Consider the following 22536-nt stretch of genomic DNA (forward strand, 5'->3'; position numbering starts at 1 on the left):
GGGCTGGTCTCCGTACCGGCCTCGGCTTCCTCCCGGGGGCTCGATGGTTGTCTGCCTGGGTCTCTCCACCCGTGGGTGGAGAGACCCAGCGCTGGGGAGTCCACCCGTGATCCACCCTGGCTCCGATCTCCCGACCAGCGGACTTCCGTAGCTTCGAAGGTGTCGGCGGCATCCGCTGCCGGCAGACCCTTCCTCGCTCACGGAGGCTGTGATGTCCGGGCTCGTCGACGCATTGCTGATCGCGGTCGCGGTGATCGTGGTGATCGCCCGGCAGTTCCGGGCAAGCCGGATCGACACCGGGCGGCGCTGGTGGCTGCTGCCCGTCGTTCTCGCTGTGGTGGCGCTCCGTGAGCCGGGACTGGTGGACGCCCATCACCGCACGGCATCGGTCCTCCTGCTCACCACCGAGCTGATCACCGGCCTGGCGATCGGAGCCGGCTGGGCCTGGACGAGCCGGATATGGACGGAGCAGGACGGCACGCTGTGGAGCAGGAGCACCAAGGCGAGCGGGGCCGTCTGGGGCGTCGGGATCGGACTGCGCGTCGGCCTCTACGCCCTCGGCGCGATACTCGGTGTCCGCCAGGACTCCTCCGCCCTGCTGCTGGCACTGGCTGCCACCCTGCTGGTGCGCTCCGGAACCCTGGCCTGGCGGGCGCGTCTCCTGCGGCCTGCCGCCGCACCCGCTCCGGCGTACGTTGAGCCGATGTTCCGGTCCACGGGGAAGGAACGTGTGTGACGGAGAACGCCTGGATCCGCTGGCCCTCCAGGGAGGCGCTCGGGCGTGAGGCGGCCACGCGTCCTCGGCGCCTGCTCAGTTGGGTGGTGCGGTCGCTGGTGCTGGCCATGCTCCTCTGGGGCGTGTTCAGCGACAGTCACGTCCGCGGATGGGGCGTGCTCGGGGCAGCAGCCGGAATTCTCCTGGCCGCAGTCGTCGCCTGGGCACTCTTCCGCACCACCCTGGCGCACCGGCTGTGGCCCTCCCTGGCGCTCTACGGGGTCCTCCTGGCGATCGCGCTCGCCGCGCAGGCCGCCGACCTCAGGGTTGTCGCCCTCGTCCTGTGGTGCGGTTGTGCCGTCACGGCCCTGGAACGGCTGCCCATCGCCGCCGCGCTGCCGGTCACCGTGGTCGCACTCGCCCTGTATGCCGTGGTCAACGACGACGTGTGGCTGACCACCCTGGCCACGACGGCAGGTCTCGCGCTGGCCGGTTATGTCCTGCGGCTGGACGCCGAGGCCCGGGGCAACGCCCAGCGGCTGCTCACCCAGGAGCGGGCGGCGCGGGTGGCCGAGGCGGAGTCGGCGGCACTCGCGGAGCGTGCCCGTATCGCGCGCGAGATCCATGACGTGCTGGCGCACAGCCTCTCGGCGCAGCTCGTGCACCTGGAGGCGGCCCGGCTGCTGATCGAGGGGGGCGCGGACCGGGACCAGATCCTCGAAAGGGTGGTGGCTGCACGGGGGATGGCCCGCGACGGACTTGCCGAGACACGGCAGGCGCTGTCGGCCCTGCGGGGAGACATGACTCCGCTGGAGGACTTCCTGAGTCAACTCGTGGGTACGGCCGACGGTGCTGAGGCCACCATTTCGGGTGAGCGCAGGCCGCTGCCGGCGGAGGCTTCGCAAGCCGTTCGCAGGGTTGCCCAGGAGGCTCTGACCAACGTCCGCAAGCATGCGCCGGGGGCCCGGGTCCGGATGCGGCTCGAGTACGGCGAGGACCAGGTGACCCTGGTTGTGCGGGACTCGGGCGGTTCGCCGGGTGAACTCACCACCACGGGAGGCGGGTACGGTCTCCTGGGGATGCGGGAGCGGGCCGAACTGCTGGGCGGTTCGCTGGACGTGGGGCCGGACGACGAGGGGTTCGTGGTGACGTTGAAGGTGCCGGTATGACGGAGGTGGCGCAGACGAAGCCCGCGCGGGTGGTGGTCGCGGACGACCAGACCGTGGTCCGTGAAGGCATCGTGATGCTGCTCGGCCTCCTGCCCGGTATCGAGGTCGTCGGCGCCGCGGGGGACGGGGAAGAGGCGGTGAAGCTCGTCGCGGAACTCGCCCCGGACGTCGTGCTGATGGACCTGCGCATGCCTCGCTGCGACGGAGTGGAGGCGACCCGGCGCATCCGGACCGAGCACCCCGGGACGCAGGTCGTGGTGCTGACGACGTACGCGGACGACGATTCGCTGTTCCCCGCGCTCAAGGCGGGTGCGCGTGGCTACCTCACCAAGGATGCGGGAGGTGACGAGATCGTGCGGGCCGTGCACAGCGTGCTCTCCGGGGACGCGGGACTGTCGCCGAGCATCCAACGGCGGCTTCTGGAGCGGCTGTCGGACCCCGAGCCGCCGCCGATGTCGGCGGAGGCGCCCGACGGGCTCACCACCAGGGAGGCCGAGGTGCTGGCGCTGATCGCCGAGGGACTCAGCAACCAGGAGATCGCCCGTCGACTGCATGTCTCACCCGCCACGGTGAAGACCCACATCAACAACCTCTTCGCCAAGACCGGACTCAAGGACCGTGCACAGGCGGTGCGTTACGCCTATGCGAAGGGACTTGTGCGGCCACCGACCTGAGGAATCACCTGATGGGGTGAAGAGCGGGGGGAAGAAGAGTCGGGGATCTTCCCGTTCTGTCCATCCTTGGGCATGCAGTCAAGCAACGCTCGTCCCCGCGGTAGCGGGGGTGATGCCGAGAGTTCGGCCGACAACCACGACGGGCACGATCCGGCCCGCCCCGAGGTGTCCGCCGGGGTGCGCTACGACGATCCCTGGTACGACGCGCTTGCCTCCGGCTGGGGAGAGACGGACGGTGGCGGCACACCTGTGACCCCGGTCGCGACGGCGCAGGCGGAGCGCGAGAACAGGGCGGCCGCCGCAGCCGACGTCTACCTCGAAGTGCAGCGCAGCGCGGCCTTCCAGGAGGTGCGCAGCCGGTATCGCAGGTTCGTGGTGCCGGCGGGCATCGGGTTCTTCGTCTGGTACCTGGCCTACGTCGTGGCGGCGACGAGCGCGCCCGGACTGATGGCGCGGCCGGTGGCGGGCGCGGTGAACGTGGCGATGCTCGCGGGACTCGGACAGTTCCTCACCACCTTCCTGCTCACCTGGGCCTACGCCCGGCACGCGAGGCTGCGCCGGGACCGGGCAGCGCTCGAACTGCGCTGGGACACCCAGGAACTGACGCGTACGGCCCGGGGCGGTGTGTCGATGTGAGGGGAGACCACCAGACACTGGCGTTGCTGCTGTTCAGCGTCTTCGTCGCGGTCACGTTGGGGATCACGACGTGGGTGAGCCGTCACCGACACGGTTCGGCGGAGGAGTTCTACGCGGGCGGCCGGCTGTTCTCTCCGATGGAGAATGGTTTTGCCATCGCGGGCGACTACATGTCGGCAGCGTCCTTCCTCGGTATCTCCGGGCTCATCGCGCTCTTCGGGTACGACGGGATGCTCTACTCGGTGGGTTTCCTGGTGGCCTGGCTGGTGGTGCTGTTCCTGGTCGCCGAACTGGTGCGCAACTGCGGGAGGTTCACGCTCGCCGACGTGGTCGCCGCGCGGATGAGTGAGCGGCCGGTGCGGATCGCGGCGGGAACCTCCTCGGTCACCGTGTCCGTTCTGTACCTGGTCGCACAGATGGTGGGCGCGGGCAGCCTGGTCGCGCTGCTCCTGGGGGGCACCAGCGAGGCGGCGCAGGCTTGGACCGTCATCGCTGTCGGGGCGCTCATGGTGGTCTATGTGTCCCTGGGAGGGATGCGCGCGACCACGTGGATCCAGATCGTCAAAGCGGTCCTGCTGCTCGGCGGGACCGTCGCGCTGACCGTGCTCGTGCTGGTGCGGTTCCACGGAGACGTCGATCAGTTGCTGTTCACGGCTGCGAAGCGCAGCGGTCACGGCGAATCGTTCCTGGCGCCCGGTCTGAAGTACGGCGGGGACCTGACCGCACGCCTCGACTTCATCAGTCTGGGACTCGCCCTCGTGCTCGGCACGGCCGGGCTGCCGCACATCCTGTCCCGCTTCTACACCGTGCCCACCGCACGGGCCGCACGGCGTTCGGTGGTCTGGGCGATCGGGCTCATCGGCGGCTTCTACCTGATGACGATCGTCCTCGGGTTCGGTGCCGCCGCGATCGTGGGGCCCGAGGCCGTACGAGGATCGAACGCCGCGGGCAACACCGCCGTCCCCCTTCTGGCCCTCGACCTGGGCGGCGGCGCCGACTCCACGGGAGGAACGGTTCTGTTCGCGATCGTCGCTGCCGTCGCGTTCGCTACGATCCTGGCCGTGGTCGCAGGCATCACGCTCGCTTCCTCGGCCTCCGTCGCCCATGACCTGTATGCCTCCCTGCGGCGTCGGCGGGCCAAGCCGCACAGTGAGGTGGCTGTGGCGAGGACCGCCGCCGTGGGGATCGGCGTGATCGCGATCGCACTCGGTCTGCTGGCCCGGGACCTCAACGTCGCCTTCCTGGTGGGCCTCGCCTTCGCCGTCGCCGCGTCCGCAAACCTGCCCGTGCTGCTCTACTCGCTGTTCTGGCGCGGGTTCACCACCCGGGGTGCCGTCTGGTCCGTGTACGGCGGCCTGATCCCGGCCATGACCCTGGTGCTGCTGTCGCCGGTGGTGTCCGGCAGCCCCGAATCGCTCTTCCCCGGCGTGGACTTCCAGTACTTCCCGCTGCAGAACCCCGGGCTGGTCTCCATCCCGCTGGGCTTCGTCGCAGGCTGGCTCGGCACAGTCACCTCTTCGGAGGTCGCCGACGAGGCGAAACACGCGGAAACCGAGGTGCGGTCACTGACGGGGGCCGGGGCGGTGTAGGCGCGGTGCCTGCCATCGAGCGGCGGGCTGGTCAGGAGGGGCGCGTTCGTCATGGCGCGGGGCGTTCGTCGTCGTACGGCATCGGCGTCGGCATCGACTTCGCCGTACGGCGGCCGTGGTCCGGGCGTGGTGTACGGCTCAGGGGGTCACCCATGCGTACCGGTGCTCGGGTCGCCCGGTGTCGCCGTATCTGAGGGAGAGGCGGAGGCGGCCGGCCTGTTCGAGGTGGCGGAGGTAGCGCTGCGCGGTGGAGCGGCTCAGGCCGGTCTCGGCGGCGACCTCGTGGGCGGAGAGCGGGTGGTCGGCGAGGTGCAGGACGCGGCAGATGAGGTCCGTCGTCGGTTCTGAGTGGCCGCTCGGCAGGCCGGGTGAGGCCGGGGCCGGTGTGGTGCGCAGCGCGCTGAAGATCCGGTCGACCTGTTCCTGGCCGGCGATTCCGCGGCCGCCGACCCGGTCGACGGTGCGGCGCAGGGCGGCGTAGGAGTCCAGGCGGGTGCGCAGGGCGGCGAAGGTGAAGGGTTTGACCAGGTAGTGGAGGGCGCCCAGGCGCATCGCGGCCTGGACGGTCGCCACGTCCCCCGCCGCCGTGATCATGATGACGTCGGTGCCATGGCCCTGTTCGCGCATGCGGTGGATGAGTTCGAGGCCGGTCTGGTCGGGCAGGTAGTGGTCGAGCAGGACCAGGTCGATGGTCCCGCGCTGCACACTGGCCAGCGCCTGGGCGGCGCTGTGCGCGCGGGCGGCCACCCGGAATCCGGGTACCTTTCCCACGTACTTGGCGTTGATCTCGGCGACACGGAAGTCGTCGTCCACTACCAGGACGTCAATCATGGGGCCTCTTCCCCTCAAGGCCTGACGGGCGGCAAGCCCATGTTCGGCTCCGCTGTTGTAGCGCGAGCAAAACAGGCACAACAGGCCGTTGCAAGCAAAAGAACGGCATGCGCTCAGAAGACTGATGCTGTGGCGCGGGCCACATCTACCGTCCCCGGCCATGAGCGCAGACAATAGCCCCGCCATCGAGCTGCGGGGCGCGAGCAAGGCATTCCGGACCCCGTCGGGGGGTCTGCACACGGCTGTCAGGGGACTCGACCTCACGGTGGGTCGTGGGGAGTTCGTGGCGGTCGTCGGGCCCACGGGCTGTGGCAAGTCGACCACGCTGACCCTGGTCAGCGGGTTGGAGGAGCCCTCCGAGGGCGAGGTTCTGGTCGTCGGGGAGCCGGTTCGAGGAGTCGGGAACAAGGTCGGTTTCGTCTTCCAGCAGGACGCCACCTTCCCCTGGCGGACGGTCCTGTCCAACGTCATGGCCGGCCCCCGCTTCCGCGGTGTGCCCAAGGCGGAGGCGAGGCAGAAGGCGCGGGAGTGGCTGGCCCGCGTCGGGCTCACCGCCTTCGAGGACCGCTACCCCCACCAGCTCTCCGGAGGCCAGCGCAAGCGCGTGGCGCTCGCCGCGACCTTCGTCAACGACCCGGAGATCCTGCTCATGGACGAGCCGTTCTCCGCGCTCGACGTGCAGACCCGGGCGCTGATGTCCGACGAACTCCTGGAACTGTGGGCGGGCACGAGCGCGTCCGTCGTCTTCGTCACCCACGACCTGGAGGAGTCCATCGCGCTGGCCGACCGGGTCGTCGTGATGACGGCCGGGCCCGCCACCGTCAAGCAGGTCTTCGACATCGACCTGCCCCGGCCCCGCAAGGTCGAGTCGGTGCGCCTGGAGCCGCGGTTCATCGAGATCTACCGCGAGATCTGGGAGTCCCTCGGCGAAGAGGTCCGCATCACCCGGGAGCGGGGTGCCGCTCATGTCGCCTGACGTCATGCCCGAGGCCCAGGCCGCACCGACCCTGACGGAGTCCGGCAACACGACGGACCGCGCACACTCACGCGCGCGTGCCGCTCGCAGACGCAGGATCGTCGTCGCCGTGTCCCGCGTGTTGCTCCTCGTGACCGTTCTCGGTCTGTGGGAGGTGCTCGCCCGGGCCGAGGTCATCGATCCCTTCAACTTCTCCATGCCCTCGAAGATCTGGGAGCAGATCCGGACCTGGGTGCTGCATGGGACCGCCCTCGGCTCGCTGGGCGAACAGATCTGGTACACGCTCCACGAGGCGTTGTTGGGCTGGGTCGTGGGGGTGGTCGCCGGTGTGGTCTTCGGTATTGCGCTGGGGCGGATCGCCTTGCTCGCCGATGTACTTGGTCCATACATCAAGGTGCTCAACTCGATACCCAGGATCGTCCTCGCGCCGATCTTCGTGATCTGGTTCGGTCTCGGACCGGCCTCCAAGGTCGCCTCGGCCGTCGTCCTGGTCTTCTTCCCGGTCTTCTTCAACGCCTTCCAGGGAGCCCGCGAGGTCGACCGAAACCTGGTCGCCAATGCCCGCATCCTCGGCGCGAGCGACCGCAGGGTGACGCTGCAGGTCGTGATTCCGTCCGCGACCTCGTGGATCTTCACCAGCCTGCACGTCAGCTTCGGGTTCGCCCTCATCGGCGCGATCGTCGGCGAGTACATCGGCGCGACCAAGGGCATCGGCCTGCTCGTCGCGCAGTCGCAGGGCACCTTCAACGCGGCCGGTGTGTACGCCGCGATGGTCATCCTCGCCGTCGTCGCACTTCTCGCCGAAGGGCTGCTCACCTTCGCCGAGCGCCGCATCTTCCGCTGGAAGCCGACGGGTTCCGACAGCTGAGCCCCGTCGCGTCAGCCGGTCCCATCTCGCCTGCCCGGCTCTCCAATGCGGCCGGGACCATCCCTCGGCTCGCTCTCCCCAGCAGCGCACCACCTCCCCGCACCGCCCCTCACAAGGACGTGAACCCCATGCGCAAGACCGCCAGATACACCTCCCTGGCCGCCGCCGGCCTGCTGGCCCTCACCTCGCTCACCGCCTGTGCCAACGACGCCGCCAGTACCGAGTCGGCGGGCTCCGGCAGCAAGGGTGACGGCAAGGGAACCAAGGTCAAGATCATGGTCGGTGGCCTCGACAAGGTCATCTACCTGCCCGCGATGCTGACCCAGCGGCTCGGCTACTTCGACTCAGAGGGGCTCGACGTGGAGCTGCTGAGCGAGCCCGCCGGCGTCCAGGCCGAGACCGCGCTCGTCTCCGGTCAGGTCCAGGGGGCCGTCGGGTTCTACGACCACACACTCGACCTTCAGGTGAAGGGCAAGGACGTGGAGTCGGTCGTGCAGTTCTCGCACGCGCCCGGAGAGGTGGAGATCGTCTCCAGCAAGGCGGCGGGCGACATCACGTCGCCGAAGGACTTCAAGGGCAAGAAGCTCGGTGTCACGGGCCTCGGCTCCTCCACCGACTTCCTCACCAAGTACCTCGCCGTCAAGAACGGCGTGAAGGTCAGCGAGTTCACGCCGGTCGCCGTCGGCGCGGGACCGACCTTCATCTCCGCGCTCCAGCAGGGCTCGATCGACGGCGGCATGACGACCGACCCGACCGTCGCGACGATCATGGACAAGAAGGCCGGCAAGATCCTCCTGGACATGCGCACGCCCCAGGGGTCGGATGAGGCGCTCGGCGGGCCGTATCCCTCGTCAAGCCTGTACATGCAGACGGACTGGGTCAACGGTCACAAGGACACCGTCCAGAAGTTGGCCAATGCATTCGTCAAGACGCTCAAGTGGATGTCCACGCACAGTGCGACCCAGATCGCCGACAAGATGCCCGCCGACTACTCGCAGGGCAACAGACTGCTGTACGCGGTGGCCATCAAGAACACGTTGCCCATGTTCACCAAGGACGGCGTGATGCCCGAGGGCGGTCCCGAGACCGTCGAGAAGGTCCTCAAGGCGTTCAACCCGAACATCCAGAACGCCGACGTCGACCTCGACAGGACGTACACGACGGAGTTCGTCGACAAGGCCGCGCAGAACGCAGGCTGAGTCCCCTCACGCGCGGGTCGCCCACACGTAACGGTGTTCCGGGCGGCCCGCGTCGCCGTACTTGAGCGTGAGCCTGGCCCGTCCCGTGCGTTCCAGGAGCTTCAGATAGCGCTGGGCTGTCTGTCGGCTCACCCCTGTCCGGTCGGCGATCTCCTGGGCCGACAGGGGCCCTTGGGCCTCCATCAGGGACTTGCGCACGAGCTCCGCCGTGGTGGGGGAGTGCCCTTTGGGCAGGTCGGGCTCGGCCGGCGAGGACAGGGCGCCGAAGATGCGGTCGACCTCCGCCTGTTCGGCCTCGCCGCCGCCGTCCAGGGCCCGGCGCAGCTCGGCGTACGCCTCCAGCCTTGCGCGCAGTCCCGCGAAGGCGAACGGCTTGACCAGATACTGCAGCGCGCCCTGCCGCATCGCCGCCTGCACGGTCGTCACGTCCCGCGCCGCCGTCACCATGATCACGTCGGTCTGGTGGCCGCGCCGACGCATCTCCTGGACGACCGCCAGCCCGGTCTCGTCGGGCAGGTAGTGGTCCATGAGGACCAGGTCCACGTGGGGCAGCGCCTCCAGCTGACGCAGGGCGTCCGCGGCGTTGTGCGCCTCGCCCGCCACACGGAAGCCGGGCACCTTCTCGACGTAGGCGGCGTTGACGCGCGCCACACGGGTGTCGTCGTCCACGACCAGGACCTCGATCATCGCGACTCCTCCTCGGTGGCGGATTGCGGGGCGGCCGGTGCGGTGAGAGCGGGTTGTGTCTCGGCCAAGGCATCAGGCAGGACGACGGTGAACTCCGCGCCTCCACCGCCCGCCTCCCCGACGGTCGCGCTGCCGCCCTGCCGCTCGGCGAGCTTACGCACCAGCGAGAGCCCGATGCCCCGGCCCCGGTGTGCCGGTGGCTCCTTGGTCGACCAGCCGTCGGTGAAGACCAGCTCCCGTTGTTCCACCGGGATTCCGGGCCCGGTGTCCCGCACACTCAGCACGGCCGTACAGCCTTCGGTGCGCACCTCGACCTCCACGCGCGCGTGCGGCGCGCCGGCGACGGCGTCCAGGGCGTTGTCGACGAGGTTGCCGACGATCGTGACCAGCCCGCTCGGATCGACCAGCCGGTCCGGCAGCCGGGTCCGGTCCGAGACCCACAGGGCGACTCCGCGCTCGGCCGCGACGGTCGCCTTGCCCACCAGCAACGCGGCGAGCAGCGGGTCCTCGATCTTCTCGGTGACCTGCTCCGCGGTGGCCCGGTGGTCGCCGACGACCTCGCCGACGAACTCCACGGCGTCCTCGAACATGTCCAGTTCCAGCAGCCCCAGGAGCGTGTGCATACGGTTGGCGTGCTCGTGGTCCTGCGCCCGCAGCGCGTCGATCAGACCGTGGGTCGAGTCCAGCTCCCGGCCGAGCTGCTCCAGCTCGGTGCGGTCGCGCAGGGTGGCGACGGCACCGCCGTCGTCGGTGGGCATCCGGTTGGCGACCAGCACCCGCTGCCCGCGCACGGTGACCAGGTCGGTGCCCGTGACCCGGCCCGCCAGGACATCGGCGGTACGTCCGTCCCCGAGCGCCTCGTCGGGCGAGCGGCCGACGGCCTCGTCGCCGATACCGAGCAGGCGTCGTGCCTCGTCGTTGAGCAGCCGGATGTGTCCGTTGCGGTCCAGGGCGACGACGCCCTCCCGGATGCCGTGCAGCATGGCCTCACGCTCCGCGAGCAGCGCGGAGATGTCGGAGAAGGCCAGGTCCCGGGTCTGTCTCTGCACCCGGCGGGAGATCAGCCAGGCGGCCAGCGCGCCGACGGCGAGAGCCCCGCCCGCGTACGCCAGCAACCCGGGGATCGCATGGATCAGCCGGGCCCGCACACTGTCGTAGGCGATGCCGACTGAGACCGCTCCGACGATGTTGTGCTCGCTGTCGTACAGCGGCACCTTGCCGCGTGCGGTGCGGCCCAGGGTGCCGCTGTCGATCTGCATGACCTCCTTGCCGGCCAGGGCCTGGCCCGGGTCGGTCGAGACGGTCCTGCCGACCTCGCTGCGGGTGGGGTGCGACCAGCGCACGCCCCGCCAGTCCATCACCACGACGTACTCCGCCCCGGTCGCCCTGCGGATCCGCTCGGCCTCCGTCTGGACGGGACCGCCGGGCAGCGGGGGCGTGTCCTTCACCTGCTCGGCGATCTGCGGCCGGGCGGCGACGGTCTGGGCGATGGCGAGAGCCCGGCGCATGGCCTGGTCGTCCAGCTGGTTGCTCAGGGGTGCGAGGAACAGACCGGTCGCGAGCACCGCGACCCCCGCGGCGATCGCCAGCTGCATCAGCAGCACCTGGGAGAACGCCCGGCGGGGCAGTCCGAGACGCAGACGACGGGCGGAGGGAGTGCGGCTCATAACCATGACGGTACGTGGACATGCCGGATCCGCCCCAGGCGGAGTGGCATGGATCTCTTGATCAATGCATTGATGAGACTGTCCGTGCGGTCAGCTCGGCGGCGCGCACCGCCGACGTGCTCAGCTCACGCACCGCCACCACGTCCAGCCGCGCGGGCGAGCCGAGTGCCGACGCCCCGCAGCTCTCCGGACGGGGCGGCAGTGACGCGGTCTGCGTGACCAGCACGCGCCAGTGCCGGCCGTCGGCGTGCGCCACGGTCACTTCCCAGTGCGGGGCCGCGCCGTCCGTGCGGACAACGGTCAGTGCCTCCGCCGCGTATTCGCCCACTCTTGTGCGCACGGCCAGCTCGGCCGCCTGGCCGGGCCGCTCCCAGGCGGAACTCCCGCGGCACCCGTCGACCACGATCCGGCCCTCCTGGACGCTGTGGAGCACCTGCTTGACGGCATGCGCCTCGGCGCGGCCATAGGCGTAGCCGTACGGCAGGACGAGCAGCGTCGGGGAGAAACGGTGACCACCCAGATGAGTGACCTCCCAGGCACCATCGACGCCCGAGGCCGCCAGCTCGGCGGCCAGCGGGCGGCCCAGGAGCGCGCAGCAGCGGTCCCGCTTGCCGTTGGTACAGACGAGCGCGAGCGGATCGCCGTCATGCGGGCGTCCACCGAGCACCGCGTCGAACCCGGTGTGGTCGCCCTCGCCGAGGGCGGCGAAGTCCAGGCCCAGCAGGTCCCGCGATTCACGGGTCGTCGCACTGTGCAGCCACACCTTGCCGGGCCGGGTATGGGCCGCGTACACCTGCCGGGTGGTGGCGGTGCCGCTGTCGGCGTGCCGCCCGGGGCGGCGGATGAGAGCGACACGCACGCCCGTGTCCTGCGCGGCGGCCTCCAGGGCACCGCCCAGCGTGGGGTCCAGGTGGCTCGAAGTGAGCGCCTTGGCACCCCAGGGGCCGGACTGTTCGAGCAGCAGCCAGGTCCGTGCGGTGGCCGCGGTTCCGGAAACGGGCTCGTCGAGGTCGTGCGAGACCGTTGAGCAGGTACTCACAGAGGTGAGCCTAACCTGACTCGGGGCGCGGCGACTTCCGGCCGTGGTCTGTCAGTGCTCAGTGAGCGTGGTGCGGTCTCTCCGGCACGGCCGTGTCACGGTTCCGGCAGGGGCTGCGGCGGTTTCGGGCCCACGTAGACACCGCTCGGGCGCATGCGCAGCGGGCGCTCCCCGTACTCCTCCAGCGCGTGGGCGATCCAGCCCGCCGTCCGGGCGACGGCGAAGACCGTCTCGCCCGCCGTGGCGGGCATGCCGGCGGAGGCGGTGAGCACGGCGAGGGCCAGGTCCACGTTGGCGTGCAGCGGAGTGTGGCGGGCGGTGGTGGCCACGATGTCGCGGGCCGCGAGGAGAGCGGGCTCGGCACGCGGGATCTCCTCCAGGAGGGCGAACAGGGCCCTCGCGCGCGGGTCTTCGCCCGGATACAGCCGATGGCCGAGGCCGGGGATGCGGCGGCCGGCCCGTAGCTCCTCGGCGATCACCGGGGCCGCGTCGCCCCGGTCGAGTACGTCGAGCAGCAGCTTGTGGGCGAGCCCGCTGGCCGCGCCGTGCAAGGGGCCCTCCAGGACGCCGAGTCCGGCGGAGACGGCCGCGTACGCGTGCGCGTGGGCCGACGCGGCGACGCGTACGGCGAGGGTCGAGGCGGCGAGGTCGTGGTCGACGAGGAGGCCGAGCGCGGTGTCCAGGACGCGCAGGGACGCCTCGTCGGGCTTGCGTCCGCTGAGTCGGGTCCACAACCGGTGGGCCAGGGGGCCGTCGTCGCGGCGGCGGTCGTGCAGCACGGGTGGCAGCGCGGCGACGAGTGTGGGGATGAGACTGCGCGCGGTGCCGAGCACTGCCTCCTCGGACAGGTCGAAACGCAGTGGGTCGGCTGCTGCAGCGGCGATCGCCGCGACCCGCAACCGATCGGTGGGGCCGGTGTGTTCGGGCAGCGCGTCCACTGCACGGCGGGCCACGGCGACGGTGGCGTCGGGCGCGGTGAAGGTGACGCCGGGGCGCAGTCGTCCGGTCCAGAGCCACTCCGCGATCTCTTCGTAGGAGTGGCGAGCGGCGAGTTCCGTCGCGTCGACGCCCCGGAAGTAGTACTGGTCCCGGTCGATCAACGTGATGCGGGTCTGTACGGACAGTTCGCCGCCGGACCCCGGACTCCCGCTGCTCTCCCTGCGGTTGCGCCGGGAGAGGGCCTCCACCTCCTTGGCGTCCAAGGTGCTGGCCCGGCTGCCGGGGACGCGTCGGCTGCTGAGCTGGCCGCGGCTCACGTAGGCGTAGACGGTCTCGGGCTTCACGCCCAGCAGTTCGGCGGCCTGCCTGGTGCTGAGCCGGCGTTCGGAGGAACCGGGGTGGGGGTCTTGGTCGCGCATAAGAGGTCACCGTATCCGCAGCCGGGTAGGTTGATCGGCGTATGTTGATTCAATCAATATTGACAGATAATGAGTCAACCATGGACAGTCGAATCAAGTCCAGGGAGGAATCATGTCGGTCAACAGGTCCGCAACCACACTCGTCGACGCACCGCGAGGGCTCGCCGGAGTCGTCGTCACCGACACCGAAGTCGGGGACGTCCGAGGGCGGGAGGGGTTCTACCACTACCGCCAATACTCGGCCGTCGAGCTCGCGCAGACCCGGGGCTTCGAGGACGTCTGGTATCTGCTGCTGCACGGTGAGTTGCCCGACGCCGCCGAGGCTCGCGCTTTTCGTGCCGACACGGCGGCGCTGCGGAGGCTGCCGGACGAGGTGCGGGCGGCACTGCCCCTGATCGCGGCGGCGAGTGGGCGGTCCGGGCCGCTGGCCGGCATGCGTTCCGCATTGTCGCTGCTCGGTGCAGCTAAGGGATTCCGGCCGGTGTACGACATCGACCCCGCCCAGCGGCTGCAGGACACGCTCGTGGCGGCTGCGGCCGTGCCGACGCTGCTCACGGCGTTGCACCGGCTGGGCAGGGGACTCGATCCGGTGGAGCCGCGCGAGGACCTGTCGTACGCGGCGAACTACCTGTACATGGTGACGGGTTCGGAGCCGGATCCGCAGCGGGCGCGGTCGGTCGAGCAGTACTTGATCTCAACCATTGATCACGGTTTCAATGCATCAACCTTCACAGCACGGGTCATCGCGTCGACCGGGGCGGATGTGGCGGCGTGTCTCGTCGGGGCCGTGGGGGCGTTGTCCGGGCCGTTGCACGGCGGTGCGCCGAGCAGGGCGCTGGACACCCTCGACGCGATCGGCACGCCCGACCGCATCGACCCCTGGATCCGTGAACGTGTGCTCGCCGGCGAGCGGATCATGGGCTTCGGCCACGCGATCTACCGCACGGAGGACCCGCGTTCCCGGATGCTCCGGGAGGTCGCCCAACGGTTCGGCGGCCCCCGCGTCGACTTCGCGGTCGAGGTCGAACGCCATGTCGAGGCGATCCTGGCCGAGTTGAAGCCGGGGCGGGAGCTGCACACCAACGTCGAGTTCTACGCGGGCGTGGTCATGGAGCTGTGCGGGCTGCCCCGGGAGATGTTCACCCCTACGTTCGCGGCGGCGCGGGTGGTGGGGTGGAGCGCCAACATCCTGGAACAGGCGCGGGACTCGAAGATCATTCGGCCGGTGGCGCGGTATGTGGGGCCGCAACCACCCGTGGCGGTACCGGTCATGGCCTGAGTCCGGCTCGCGAAGGCCGGCCGGTGCGAGGCGTCACGACAAGCCGAGTCGCCGGGAGACGACCGCCAGGACGTCGGCCCTGTGGTCCACCAGGAAGAAGTGGCCGCCGGGGTAGGTGTCGAGGGCGAGGCCGCCCTGGTGTGGTGGGCCCAGGCGCGCGCCTCGTCCTCGCTCACCAACGGATCCTCGTCACCGGTGAAGGCATGCACCGGGCAGTTCAGCGGCGGGCCCGGTCGGTACCGGTAGGTCTCCGAGGCCGTGTGGTCGGCGCGCAGCACGGGCAGGGCCAGGCACAGTAGTTCCTCGTCGTCCAGCACCTGTCGGTCGGTGCCGTTGAGCGTGCGGCTCCTCTCGATCAGCTCGTCGTCCGTCCCCAAGTGGACCGTGCCGCCCGTGCGATGACGGGAGGGCGCGGTTCGGGCCGAGACGAACAGCGCACTCGGCGTCCTACCCGCCCCTTCCCGGCGGCGGGCCGGCTCGTAGGCGAGGGTGGCCTCCATGCTGTGGCCGAACAGAGCCAATCGGACCCCGGATCGATGGCTGTACTCGTACAGCCCGACCGCTATGTCTTCGGCGGCGCGGCGGGCCGGGCGGGCATGGACAGGCTGATGGTCGGCCTGAGTGCGGCCTTGAGCGGGCCCGTGTCCAACGCGAGCTGAACACCCCGCCGCGGTACCCGTCGGCCGGGGAGGCGGCGAAGCCTCTCCCTGGGGCCGAACGCGTCAGATGGGCGAAGAGCGTCTCCGGGGCGGCTGCTCGCACTCGGCGAAGGTGGCCAGTCGTCCTTCGACGAGCCGGGTGACCGCCGCCCAACCGCTGGTCCCGCTCGGCATCTTCCGCTCGCGCAATCTCTCCGGAGGCAACGCCGTCCACTTCCTCCTGGTCGGCGGCACCATGTCGTTCAACATCCTGATCGCGCTGTACATGCAGGAGTCCGCGGGCTACTCCCCGGCCGAGACCGGCGTCGCCTACCTGCCGCTCGCGGTGGCCGCCGGCGCCTGGTCGGTGGCCCTGTCGGCCCGGCTCAACATGCGGTTCGGGCTGCGCAACGTGCTCATCGCCAGCCTTGGCCTCGTCCTGGTCGGCCTGCTGCTCGTCCTGCGGGCGCCCACCGACCCCACCTACGCGCTCGACATCCAGCCCACCGCCGTCCTGCTCGGTGCCGGCAGCGGTCTGGCCATGCCTGCGGTCATCATGCTGTCCATGCAGGTCAGCTCGCCGAGCGAGGCGGGTCTTGCTTCCGGTCTGGCGGGCAGCGCCGGCACCGTGGGCGACTCGCTGGGCATCGCCGCGCTCACCGCCGTCGCCGCCGCCCACACCCAGAGTGCCCTCGACGACCGCACGGACGCCAAGACCGCGCTCACCGACGGCTTCCACCTCTCCTTCGGCATAGCGGCCGCTCTGGTCGCGGCCGCCGTGGTGGTCGCGGTCGCCGTGCTGCGTGAGGTACCGATGGGCCCGCCCCCTGGCGGACCCGGGGCCGAGGACATGCCCGGCGTGCCGTCGGTCGCCGACTCCGAAGGCGTCAAGTCCTGACCGGGTCCCCGGCCCGGCTCGATCTCCGCCCAGAACCGCGCGGCGGCCACGCCGCAGTGAAGTCCCGTCCCTATCAAAGGAGTTCGCCATGTCCCACACCACGGCCGCCCCCGTGACCGCCTCGCAGGTGCGGCCCCGGGCCATCGCGGTCGGCGCCGCGACGGTCGCCGCCTTACTCGTCTGGGCCCTGGGCAAGGCTTTCGGTGCCGACTACGAGGTCGCGCAGGGCGACGGCAAGGACCCGATGGAGGTCAACGTAGGCCTCGTCGCCGTGTTCGCGCTGATCTCCGCGCTGCTCGGCTGGGGCCTGCTGGCAGCGCTGGAGAGGTTCGTACCCGCCAAGGCCGCCACGATCTGGGTCGTCGTCGCCACGGTCGTCCTGCTCGCCTCGTACGGCATGGTCTTCCCCGCCGACACCTCCTCGGGCACCAAGGCCGCGCTGGCGCTGATCCACACCGCGGTCGGTGTCGTGCTCATCCCGCTGCTGTGGCGCGGTGCCCGCAGGGCCGCCTGACCCACAACCGGCAGAGGCCGGAACAGGCCGCAGAGCCGGGGGCGGCCGCCTTTCGACGTTCGGCGGCTCCCCCTCCGGAGGAGTGGTGACCCCCCGTCACCCCTCCTCCCAGTCCGCCGTCCCCGGATCCAGAGGCGGACGGCGGACTTCGTCGTGTGCGGCGAGCGACCCGATGGCCGCGCGGTTTTCGGGGCGTTGCCACCGGTGCGACGCTCGCCCGGACCAGCGGACCAGCGGAGACGCGGAGACGCGGAGACGCGGACACGGCCCCGGGTCGGGGCAGCGCTGTCGTGCGGCGGGGGACGTCGCGTCTCGTGGCAGATGGACGGGATCTCTGCTCCGCCTCAACGGCGTCGGCAGGCCGGGACCGGGAATGCCTGCGGTGCCGTGCCGTTCGGCAGCGTCGCCCGGTCTTGCGTGACACCCTGCGCTCGGCCCACCTCAGCAACGGAGGGTGTTGCCGATGCCTGCCGGGACCGTCGTGGGCGAAGGCGTCGTAGCCCGTCAAACGGCGCACCGGCGATCACGGTGGCGAGTGCGCGCTCCTGGCCGTCGGCCGGTGCACGACATCGACCAGTACGAGACATCGACCAGGGCGAGCGGCAGGGGGACACCCTGCTGACCGCTGTGGCCGTGCCAACGCCGCTCACCGCGTTGCCCGGACTGGGCAGCGCCGTATCCCGTGATGGCCGAGGGGCCGTTGCACCGGGCCCCAGTCGGACACACGACTCCCCGGACCCGGTCCACGGCACGGGGGGACCGGGGGCGCCGGTGATGAATCGACCAGGGCTCACGGCGTCCCGCGACGGGCGTACCTGCTTCCGCATGCGCCCCTGGTCAAGGCTGTTGCCGCATTTTTCACTCAGTCGCAGAGTGATAACACGCGCATCGCGCGCACCAAAGTGGCTATCTTTGCCTGGCCCCATCCGGGGCGGCTCCGGCCAACACCTCGCGCGCGGAGCGCACTCCGACGCACTGCCGACGAACCACCGCGGGTGACTTCGGAGGGCACAGCCATCCCTCTGAGTCACAAGGGCGGTACATCTCCGTGAAGATCGTGCGACGTGTCGGGGTCTCTCCTCGGGAGCGTGGCAGTACCACAGGGCAGACGTGCCCTGACATCTTCGAGCTCAGCAGCGGCGACTTCGCCGTCATCGGGCGCGAAGCGACCGCGGAGCTCGACCATGAGCTCCCGGCGGACGCCGCACGAGCGGATTACGAGCGGATCGTCGTCATCACGCGCGAGACACTCGTCCGTGCCAAGCACGACATCCCCGACGCCTGACATCTCCTGCCAGGTTGCTGCCCTTGCCGAGGCCTGGCTCATCGAAGCCGGGCCTCGCTGTCATGCCGACTCTTCAGGTGGCTCGCCCACGACCCACCATTCGTCGATGTCGGAGTCGGCGAGGTCCCGGATCAGATCGTCCATCATCCGCCCGAGGATGAACTCCTCCGATGTCTCGAGCAGGCTCTTGCGGTGGTGGCGGGTCGCCTCCCAGTACTCGCGGAACACCTTGTTCCGGCACATCACCCGCAGATGCCCGTACAGCTCCGCCTGGGAGAGGGCGCCGATCCGGTAGAAGTACAGGTTGTTGACGTAGAGCGCGTTGGCGAAGAGGAACTGGCGCTGCCTGTCCGGCGAGACCTCCGACTCGTACGTGTCCAGTACCTCGGCCAGGGCCGGATCGTCCATGGCCTTGCAGAGCAACTCGAAGGAGAGCCTGTGCTGTTCGGTCAGGGCGGCCCTCCTGCGGTGCCGGGAGCCCGGCATGCTGAGAGTGTCGAGGACGACCGCGAACTTCGCCTTCGCAACCGAAGCGGTCCTCCGTACACCTGCGTTCAGTGTGGCCATGTCAACCCCCGGTTCAGGCGGCCGTTCCGCCGGTCGTCGGGGTGCGGGTCGACTGATGGGGACCGGCGAGCGGTGGGCGGCGCTTGCCGTCTCCCAGGGTGCCGAGCGGCTCTGATCGGCGGGGGAGGCGGAGAGGAGGCGCACGGAGGGAAGTGAGGGTCGCACGGACCGGCGCCTTGCCCAACGTCTGCCCCGCATGTGCTGCTAACAACCGTTCACTTCGGAGTGATTGTTCCGGCTCGTATCCTGGTCCGGCATTCCAACCGCGTATGTGCGCCGGGGTCGCGATCCGGTGCACGCAGCAGCGTGAAAGAGGTCGCACGTTGAGTCAGCCGAGCGGGAGCCCCCGGCAGATCCCGGTCGTCGTCCTCGCCGGATTCCTGGGTTCCGGCAAGACGACCCTCCTCAACCATCTGCTGCACCGCAGCGGTGGCAGCCGTATCGGAGCCGTCGTCAACGACTTCGGTGCCATCGAGATCGACGCCATGGCCGTGGCCGGTGCGCTCGGTGACTCCACCGTCTCCCTCGGGAACGGCTGCCTGTGCTGTGCCGTCGACGTCAGCGAGCTCGACGGCTACCTCGAGAAGCTCGCCCATCCCGACGCCGGCATCGACGTCATCGTGATCGAGGCCAGTGGACTCGCCGAGCCGCAGGAACTCGTGCGGATGGTGCTCGCCAGCGAGCTGCCCGACATCGTCTACGGCGGCCTCGTCGAGGTCGTCGACGCCGCCGAGTTCGACGACACCCGCGCCCGGCACCCCGAACTCGACCGGCATCTCGCCCTCGCCGACCTCGTCGTGGTCAACAAGCTCGACCGGGCACCCGAGGCCGAGCGCGTCCTCGGCCTGGTTCATCGACTCGTCGACCACGCTGCCGTCGTCCCGGCCACCTACGGTCGCATCGACCCCGAGTTCCTCTTCGACTGCCGTCCCGGCGAGGAGCGCATCGGACAGCTCTCCTTCGACGACCTGCACGATCACGCCAACGGCGACGACCACGCCCACGGCGAGGATCACACCGGGCATCTGCACTCCGGCTACGACACCCTCTCCTTCACCTCCGACGTCCCCCTCGACCCCCGCCGGACGATGCGGTTCCTCGACAGCAGGCCCGAGGGTCTCTACCGGATCAAGGGGTACGTCGACTTCGGGCCGTACGACGTCCGCAACCGGTACGCCGTCCATGCCGTCGGGCGGTTTCTTCGCTTCTACCCGGAGGCCTGGGCGCCGGGTGACGCCCGCCTCACCCAGCTCGTCCTCATCGGCTCCGCCATCGACGTGCCCGCCCTCGGCGAGGAACTGGAGGTGTGCAAGGCGGACGCGAACGCCCCGCACACCGACGAGGCCGGCATGTGGGGCGTCCTGCGCTATGTACCGGGCACCGAGGGGGACCCGGAGGAACCGGCCTGAGCGCCGGTCCGGCTCAGACCGGTCCCGCCACCACCGACACCGTCTTCGCCAGCGACACGCCCGAGCCGTCGCGGCGCGGGTCCATCTCGGGAAGCTCGGCCGGGGTGCCGTTCTTCTGTGCCGCGCGCGCCGGGACGGCGCCTGCCCAGGCCAGGGACAGGCAGTCCTCGCCCTTGAGGAACCGCTGGCAGCGGACGCCGCCCGTGGCACGGCCCTTGCGCGGGTACTGGTCGAACGGGGTCAGCTTGGCCGTCGTCTGGACCGAGTCGTCGAGCGTGCCGCGTGAGCCCGCGACCGTGAAGACGACGGCGTCCACCGCAGGGTCCACCGCGGTGAAGGAGATCACCTTCGCGCCCTCCACGAGCTTGATGCCCGCCATGCCGCCCGCCGGACGGCCCTGCGGACGGACCTGCGAGGCCTGGTAACGCAGCAGTTGCGCGTCGTCCGTGATGAAGACGAGGTCCTCCTCGCCGGTACGCAGTTCGATCGCGCCGACGATCCGGTCGCCCTCCTTGAGCGTGATGACCTCCAACTCGTCCTTGTTGGACGGGTAGTCGGGGACCACGCGCTTGACGACGCCCTGTTCGGTGCCGAGCGCCAGACCCGGGGAGGACTCGTCCAGCGTCATCAGGCAGACCAGCGTCTCGCCGTCCTCCAGGGAGAGGAACTCCGACAGCGGGGCACCGCCCGACAGGTTGGGGGCCGACGCGGTGTCCGGGAGCTGCGGCAGGTCGATGACGTTCAGCCGCAGCAGGCGGCCGGACGAGGTGACCGCGCCGATTTCGCCCCGCGCGGTGGTCTGCACCGCCGAGACGATCACGTCGTGCTTGCTACGCCTGCCGTCGGCGTCCTCCGGGAACGGCTCGCCGTTCGACGTGCGGGCCAGCAGACCCGTCGAGGACAGCAGCACCCGGCACGGGTCGTCCGCGACCTGGAGGGGAACCGCGGCCACGGGAGCGTTCGCCCCCGACTCCAGCAGGACCGTACGCCGCTCGGTGCCGAACTTCTTGGCCACCGCGGCCAGTTCGGTGGAGACCAGCTTGCGCAGCTCGGCGTCCGACTCCAGGATCCGGGTCAGCTCCGCGATCTCCGCGTTCAGCCGGTCCTGCTCCGACTCCAGCTCGATGCGGTCGAACCGGGTGAGCCGCCGCAGGGGCGTGTCCAGGATGTACTGCGTCTGGATCTCGCTCAGCGAGAACCGCTCGATCAGGCGCTCCTTGGCCTGCGCGGAGTTGTCGCTGGAGCGGATGATGCGGATGACCTCGTCGATGTCGACCAGGGCGGTGAGCAGGCCCTCGACCAGGTGCAGGCGGTCGCGCCGCTTGGTGCGCCGGAACTCGCTGCGGCGGCGCACCACTTCGAAGCGGTGGTCGAGGTAGACCTCCAGGAGCTCCTTGAGGCCGAGGGTGAGGGGCTGTCCGTCGACCAGCGCCACGTTGTTGACGCCGAAGGACTCCTCCATCGGCGTCAGCTTGTAGAGCTGCTCCAGGACCGCCTCCGGCACGAAGCCGTTCTTGATCTCGATGACCAGGCGCAGGCCGTGCGCGCGGTCCGTGAGGTCCTTGACGTCGGCGATGCCCTGGAGCTTCTTCGAGCCGACCAGGTCCTTGATCTTGGCGATGACCTTCTCGGGACCGACCGTGAAGGGCAGTTCGGTGACGACGAGGCCCTTGCGGCGCGCGGTCACCGTCTCCACCGCGACCGTCGCGCGGATCTTGAAGGTGCCGCGGCCCGTCTCGTAGGCGTCCCGGATGCCGGAGAGGCCCACGATCCGGCCGCCGGTGGGCAGGTCGGGGCCCGGGATGTGCCGCATCAGGGCGTCCAGATCCGCGTTCGGGTAGCGGATCAGGTGGCGGGCGGCCGAGATGACCTCGCCGAGGTTGTGCGGCGCCATGTTGGTGGCCATGCCGACCGCGATGCCCGAGGAGCCGTTCACCAGGAGGTTGGGGAAGGCGGCGGGCAGCGCGCCCGGCTCCTGCTCCTGGCCGTCGTAGTTGGGCGCGAAGTCGACGGTGTCCTCGTCGATGGACTCCGTCATCAGGCTCGCGGCCTCGGCGGCGCGGCACTCGGTGTACCGCATGGCGGCCGGCGGGTCGTCGTTGCCCAGCGAACCGAAGTTGCCGTGGCCGTCGACGAGCGGGACGCTCATCGAGAAGGGCTGGGCCATGCGCACCAGGGCGTCGTAGATCGACGCGTCGCCGTGCGGGTGCAGCTTGCCCATGACCTCGCCGATCACGCGGGCGCACTTCACGTAGCCGCGGTCGGGGCGCAGGCCCATCTCGTTCATCTGGTAGACGATGCGGCGGTGCACCGGCTTGAGGCCGTCGCGGGCGTCGGGGAGCGCGCGGGAGTAGATGACCGAGTACGCGTACTCGAGGTACGAGCCCTTCATCTCGTCCACGACGTCGATGTCGAGGATCCGCTCCTCGTACGAGTCGTCGGGCGGCGGGGTCTTCGTGCTGCGGCGGGCCATCGCTGCCGGCTCCTCTTTTCTGGTCGCTCGCCTACGGGTCGCTCACATCGGCCCTTTGGCTCACT

21 protein-coding genes and 1 pseudogene are annotated in these 22536 nt (G+C 70.2%); 14 read left to right on the forward strand and 8 right to left on the reverse strand.

All coding sequences use genetic code 11. The features are described 5' to 3' along the window. The first annotated feature begins 211 nt into the window (after positions 1 to 211). From ACZ48Z_RS25005 to ACZ48Z_RS25025, 5 genes are all read left to right on the forward strand, one after another. The gene (locus tag ACZ48Z_RS25005; RefSeq protein ID WP_468738099.1) at positions 212 to 736 is read left to right on the forward strand and encodes a DUF1453 domain-containing protein; all 525 of its coding nucleotides are present in this window, start codon (positions 212 to 214) and stop codon (positions 734 to 736) included. Continuing rightward, positions 733 to 1884, forward strand: a complete 1152-nt coding sequence (locus ACZ48Z_RS25010; RefSeq protein ID WP_468738100.1) for a sensor histidine kinase — start codon at positions 733 to 735, stop codon at positions 1882 to 1884. The genes ACZ48Z_RS25005 and ACZ48Z_RS25010 overlap by 4 nt, the downstream gene beginning before the upstream one ends. Beyond that, a complete protein-coding gene (locus tag ACZ48Z_RS25015) occupies positions 1881 to 2558 on the forward strand; it encodes a response regulator transcription factor (RefSeq protein WP_468738101.1) in 678 nt (225 codons plus the stop codon). The genes ACZ48Z_RS25010 and ACZ48Z_RS25015 overlap by 4 nt, the downstream gene beginning before the upstream one ends. Positions 2559 to 2630: 72 nt before the next feature. Further along, on the forward strand, positions 2631 to 3194 hold the full coding sequence (locus ACZ48Z_RS25020) for a DUF485 domain-containing protein (protein WP_468738102.1): 564 nt from the start codon (positions 2631 to 2633) through the stop codon (positions 3192 to 3194). Next, a complete protein-coding gene (locus tag ACZ48Z_RS25025; RefSeq protein WP_468738103.1) occupies positions 3191 to 4783 on the forward strand; it encodes a solute symporter family protein in 1593 nt (530 codons plus the stop codon). Before ACZ48Z_RS25020 ends, ACZ48Z_RS25025 begins: the two co-directional genes overlap by 4 nt. 138 nt (positions 4784 to 4921) lie before the next feature. Here ACZ48Z_RS25025 and ACZ48Z_RS25030 read toward each other — a convergent pair whose 3' ends face one another. After that, the gene (locus tag ACZ48Z_RS25030; protein ID WP_468738104.1) at positions 4922 to 5614 is read right to left on the reverse strand and encodes a response regulator; all 693 of its coding nucleotides are present in this window, start codon (positions 5612 to 5614) and stop codon (positions 4922 to 4924) included. Between the two features lie 160 nt (positions 5615 to 5774). Between ACZ48Z_RS25030 and ACZ48Z_RS25035 the strand changes: the two genes are divergently transcribed. The 3 genes from ACZ48Z_RS25035 (at position 5775) to ACZ48Z_RS25045 (ending at position 8657) form a co-directional block, all read left to right on the forward strand. Further along, entirely contained in the window at positions 5775 to 6590 is an 816-nt protein-coding gene (locus ACZ48Z_RS25035; RefSeq protein ID WP_468738105.1) for an ABC transporter ATP-binding protein, read from the forward strand. After that, positions 6580 to 7458, forward strand: a complete 879-nt coding sequence (locus ACZ48Z_RS25040) for an ABC transporter permease (protein WP_468738106.1) — start codon at positions 6580 to 6582, stop codon at positions 7456 to 7458. Before ACZ48Z_RS25035 ends, ACZ48Z_RS25040 begins: the two co-directional genes overlap by 11 nt. Positions 7459 to 7586: 128 nt before the next feature. Next, positions 7587 to 8657 carry an ABC transporter substrate-binding protein gene (locus ACZ48Z_RS25045; protein WP_468738107.1) on the forward strand — a complete coding sequence of 357 codons (1071 nt, stop codon included), beginning with the start codon at positions 7587 to 7589 and terminating at the stop codon, positions 8655 to 8657. 6 nt (positions 8658 to 8663) lie between these two features. On the opposite strand, the gene ACZ48Z_RS25050 is transcribed toward ACZ48Z_RS25045, so the two are convergent. From ACZ48Z_RS25050 to ACZ48Z_RS25065, 4 genes are all read right to left on the reverse strand, one after another. After that, positions 8664 to 9344: a response regulator gene (locus ACZ48Z_RS25050; RefSeq protein WP_328751048.1), complete on the reverse strand. Its 681-nt coding sequence runs from the start codon at positions 9342 to 9344 to the stop codon at positions 8664 to 8666. Next, positions 9341 to 11011 (reverse strand): ATP-binding protein, encoded by a 1671-nt coding sequence (locus ACZ48Z_RS25055; protein ID WP_468738108.1) that lies wholly within the window; start codon positions 11009 to 11011, stop codon positions 9341 to 9343. Before ACZ48Z_RS25055 ends, ACZ48Z_RS25050 begins: the two co-directional genes overlap by 4 nt. Before the next feature lie 61 nt (positions 11012 to 11072). Next, positions 11073 to 12050 (reverse strand): sucrase ferredoxin, encoded by a 978-nt coding sequence (locus ACZ48Z_RS25060; protein WP_468738109.1) that lies wholly within the window; start codon positions 12048 to 12050, stop codon positions 11073 to 11075. A 95-nt stretch (positions 12051 to 12145) separates the two neighbouring features. Beyond that, complete coding sequence (locus ACZ48Z_RS25065) at positions 12146 to 13408, reverse strand: citrate synthase (RefSeq protein ID WP_468738110.1); 1263 nt, start codon at positions 13406 to 13408, stop codon at positions 12146 to 12148. Between the two features lie 112 nt (positions 13409 to 13520). Between ACZ48Z_RS25065 and ACZ48Z_RS25070 the strand changes: the two genes are divergently transcribed. Further along, a complete protein-coding gene (locus tag ACZ48Z_RS25070; RefSeq protein ID WP_468738111.1) occupies positions 13521 to 14687 on the forward strand; it encodes a citrate synthase in 1167 nt (388 codons plus the stop codon). Between the two features lie 191 nt (positions 14688 to 14878). Here the strand turns inward: ACZ48Z_RS25070 and ACZ48Z_RS25075 are convergent. Then, positions 14879 to 15187, reverse strand: a pseudogene (locus ACZ48Z_RS25075) (thioesterase II family protein); the annotation flags it as partial. A 36-nt stretch (positions 15188 to 15223) separates the two neighbouring features. On the opposite strand from ACZ48Z_RS25075, the gene ACZ48Z_RS25080 reads away from it, so the two are divergent. From ACZ48Z_RS25080 to ACZ48Z_RS25095, 4 genes are all read left to right on the forward strand, one after another. Continuing rightward, positions 15224 to 15346: a hypothetical protein gene (locus tag ACZ48Z_RS25080; protein ID WP_468738112.1), complete on the forward strand. Its 123-nt coding sequence runs from the start codon at positions 15224 to 15226 to the stop codon at positions 15344 to 15346. A 139-nt stretch (positions 15347 to 15485) separates the two neighbouring features. Next, on the forward strand, positions 15486 to 16223 hold the full coding sequence (locus ACZ48Z_RS25085; protein WP_468738113.1) for an MFS transporter: 738 nt from the start codon (positions 15486 to 15488) through the stop codon (positions 16221 to 16223). Between the two features lie 88 nt (positions 16224 to 16311). Further along, positions 16312 to 16737, forward strand: coding sequence for a DUF6069 family protein (locus tag ACZ48Z_RS25090; RefSeq protein WP_468738114.1), 426 nt, complete (start codon positions 16312 to 16314; stop codon positions 16735 to 16737). A gap of 1048 nt (positions 16738 to 17785) precedes the next feature. Next, a complete protein-coding gene (locus tag ACZ48Z_RS25095) occupies positions 17786 to 18022 on the forward strand; it encodes a hypothetical protein (RefSeq protein ID WP_468738115.1) in 237 nt (78 codons plus the stop codon). A 60-nt stretch (positions 18023 to 18082) separates the two neighbouring features. On the opposite strand, the gene ACZ48Z_RS25100 is transcribed toward ACZ48Z_RS25095, so the two are convergent. Next, positions 18083 to 18589, reverse strand: coding sequence for a DUF6082 family protein (locus ACZ48Z_RS25100; RefSeq protein ID WP_468738116.1), 507 nt, complete (start codon positions 18587 to 18589; stop codon positions 18083 to 18085). Positions 18590 to 18912: 323 nt separating this feature from the next. On the opposite strand from ACZ48Z_RS25100, the gene ACZ48Z_RS25105 reads away from it, so the two are divergent. Next, the gene (locus ACZ48Z_RS25105; RefSeq protein WP_468738117.1) at positions 18913 to 19998 is read left to right on the forward strand and encodes a CobW family GTP-binding protein; all 1086 of its coding nucleotides are present in this window, start codon (positions 18913 to 18915) and stop codon (positions 19996 to 19998) included. A gap of 13 nt (positions 19999 to 20011) precedes the next feature. Here ACZ48Z_RS25105 and ACZ48Z_RS25110 read toward each other — a convergent pair whose 3' ends face one another. Further along, a complete protein-coding gene (locus ACZ48Z_RS25110) occupies positions 20012 to 22471 on the reverse strand; it encodes a DNA gyrase/topoisomerase IV subunit A (protein ID WP_468738118.1) in 2460 nt (819 codons plus the stop codon). Positions 22472 to 22536: the final 65 nt, after the last annotated feature.

It is taken from the genome of Streptomyces sp. NPDC031225 (assembly GCF_055570355.1).

Coding starts and splice junctions, on each gene's coding strand:
- ACZ48Z_RS25110 (WP_468738118.1), bottom strand. CDS start 22,471: ATGGCCCGCCGCAGCACGAAGACCCCGCCGCCCGACGACTCGTACGAG.
- ACZ48Z_RS25020 (WP_468738102.1), top strand. CDS start 2,631: ATGCAGTCAAGCAACGCTCGTCCCCGCGGTAGCGGGGGTGATGCCGAG.
- ACZ48Z_RS25065 (WP_468738110.1), bottom strand. CDS start 13,408: ATGCGCGACCAAGACCCCCACCCCGGTTCCTCCGAACGCCGGCTCAGC.
- ACZ48Z_RS25070 (WP_468738111.1), top strand. CDS start 13,521: ATGTCGGTCAACAGGTCCGCAACCACACTCGTCGACGCACCGCGAGGG.
- ACZ48Z_RS25040 (WP_468738106.1), top strand. CDS start 6,580: ATGTCGCCTGACGTCATGCCCGAGGCCCAGGCCGCACCGACCCTGACG.
- ACZ48Z_RS25045 (WP_468738107.1), top strand. CDS start 7,587: ATGCGCAAGACCGCCAGATACACCTCCCTGGCCGCCGCCGGCCTGCTG.
- ACZ48Z_RS25090 (WP_468738114.1), top strand. CDS start 16,312: ATGTCCCACACCACGGCCGCCCCCGTGACCGCCTCGCAGGTGCGGCCC.
- ACZ48Z_RS25100 (WP_468738116.1), bottom strand. CDS start 18,589: ATGGCCACACTGAACGCAGGTGTACGGAGGACCGCTTCGGTTGCGAAG.
- ACZ48Z_RS25050 (WP_328751048.1), bottom strand. CDS start 9,344: ATGATCGAGGTCCTGGTCGTGGACGACGACACCCGTGTGGCGCGCGTC.
- ACZ48Z_RS25030 (WP_468738104.1), bottom strand. CDS start 5,614: ATGATTGACGTCCTGGTAGTGGACGACGACTTCCGTGTCGCCGAGATC.
- ACZ48Z_RS25080 (WP_468738112.1), top strand. CDS start 15,224: ATGGCTGTACTCGTACAGCCCGACCGCTATGTCTTCGGCGGCGCGGCG.
- ACZ48Z_RS25015 (WP_468738101.1), top strand. CDS start 1,881: ATGACGGAGGTGGCGCAGACGAAGCCCGCGCGGGTGGTGGTCGCGGAC.
- ACZ48Z_RS25055 (WP_468738108.1), bottom strand. CDS start 11,011: ATGAGCCGCACTCCCTCCGCCCGTCGTCTGCGTCTCGGACTGCCCCGC.
- ACZ48Z_RS25035 (WP_468738105.1), top strand. CDS start 5,775: ATGAGCGCAGACAATAGCCCCGCCATCGAGCTGCGGGGCGCGAGCAAG.
- ACZ48Z_RS25005 (WP_468738099.1), top strand. CDS start 212: ATGTCCGGGCTCGTCGACGCATTGCTGATCGCGGTCGCGGTGATCGTG.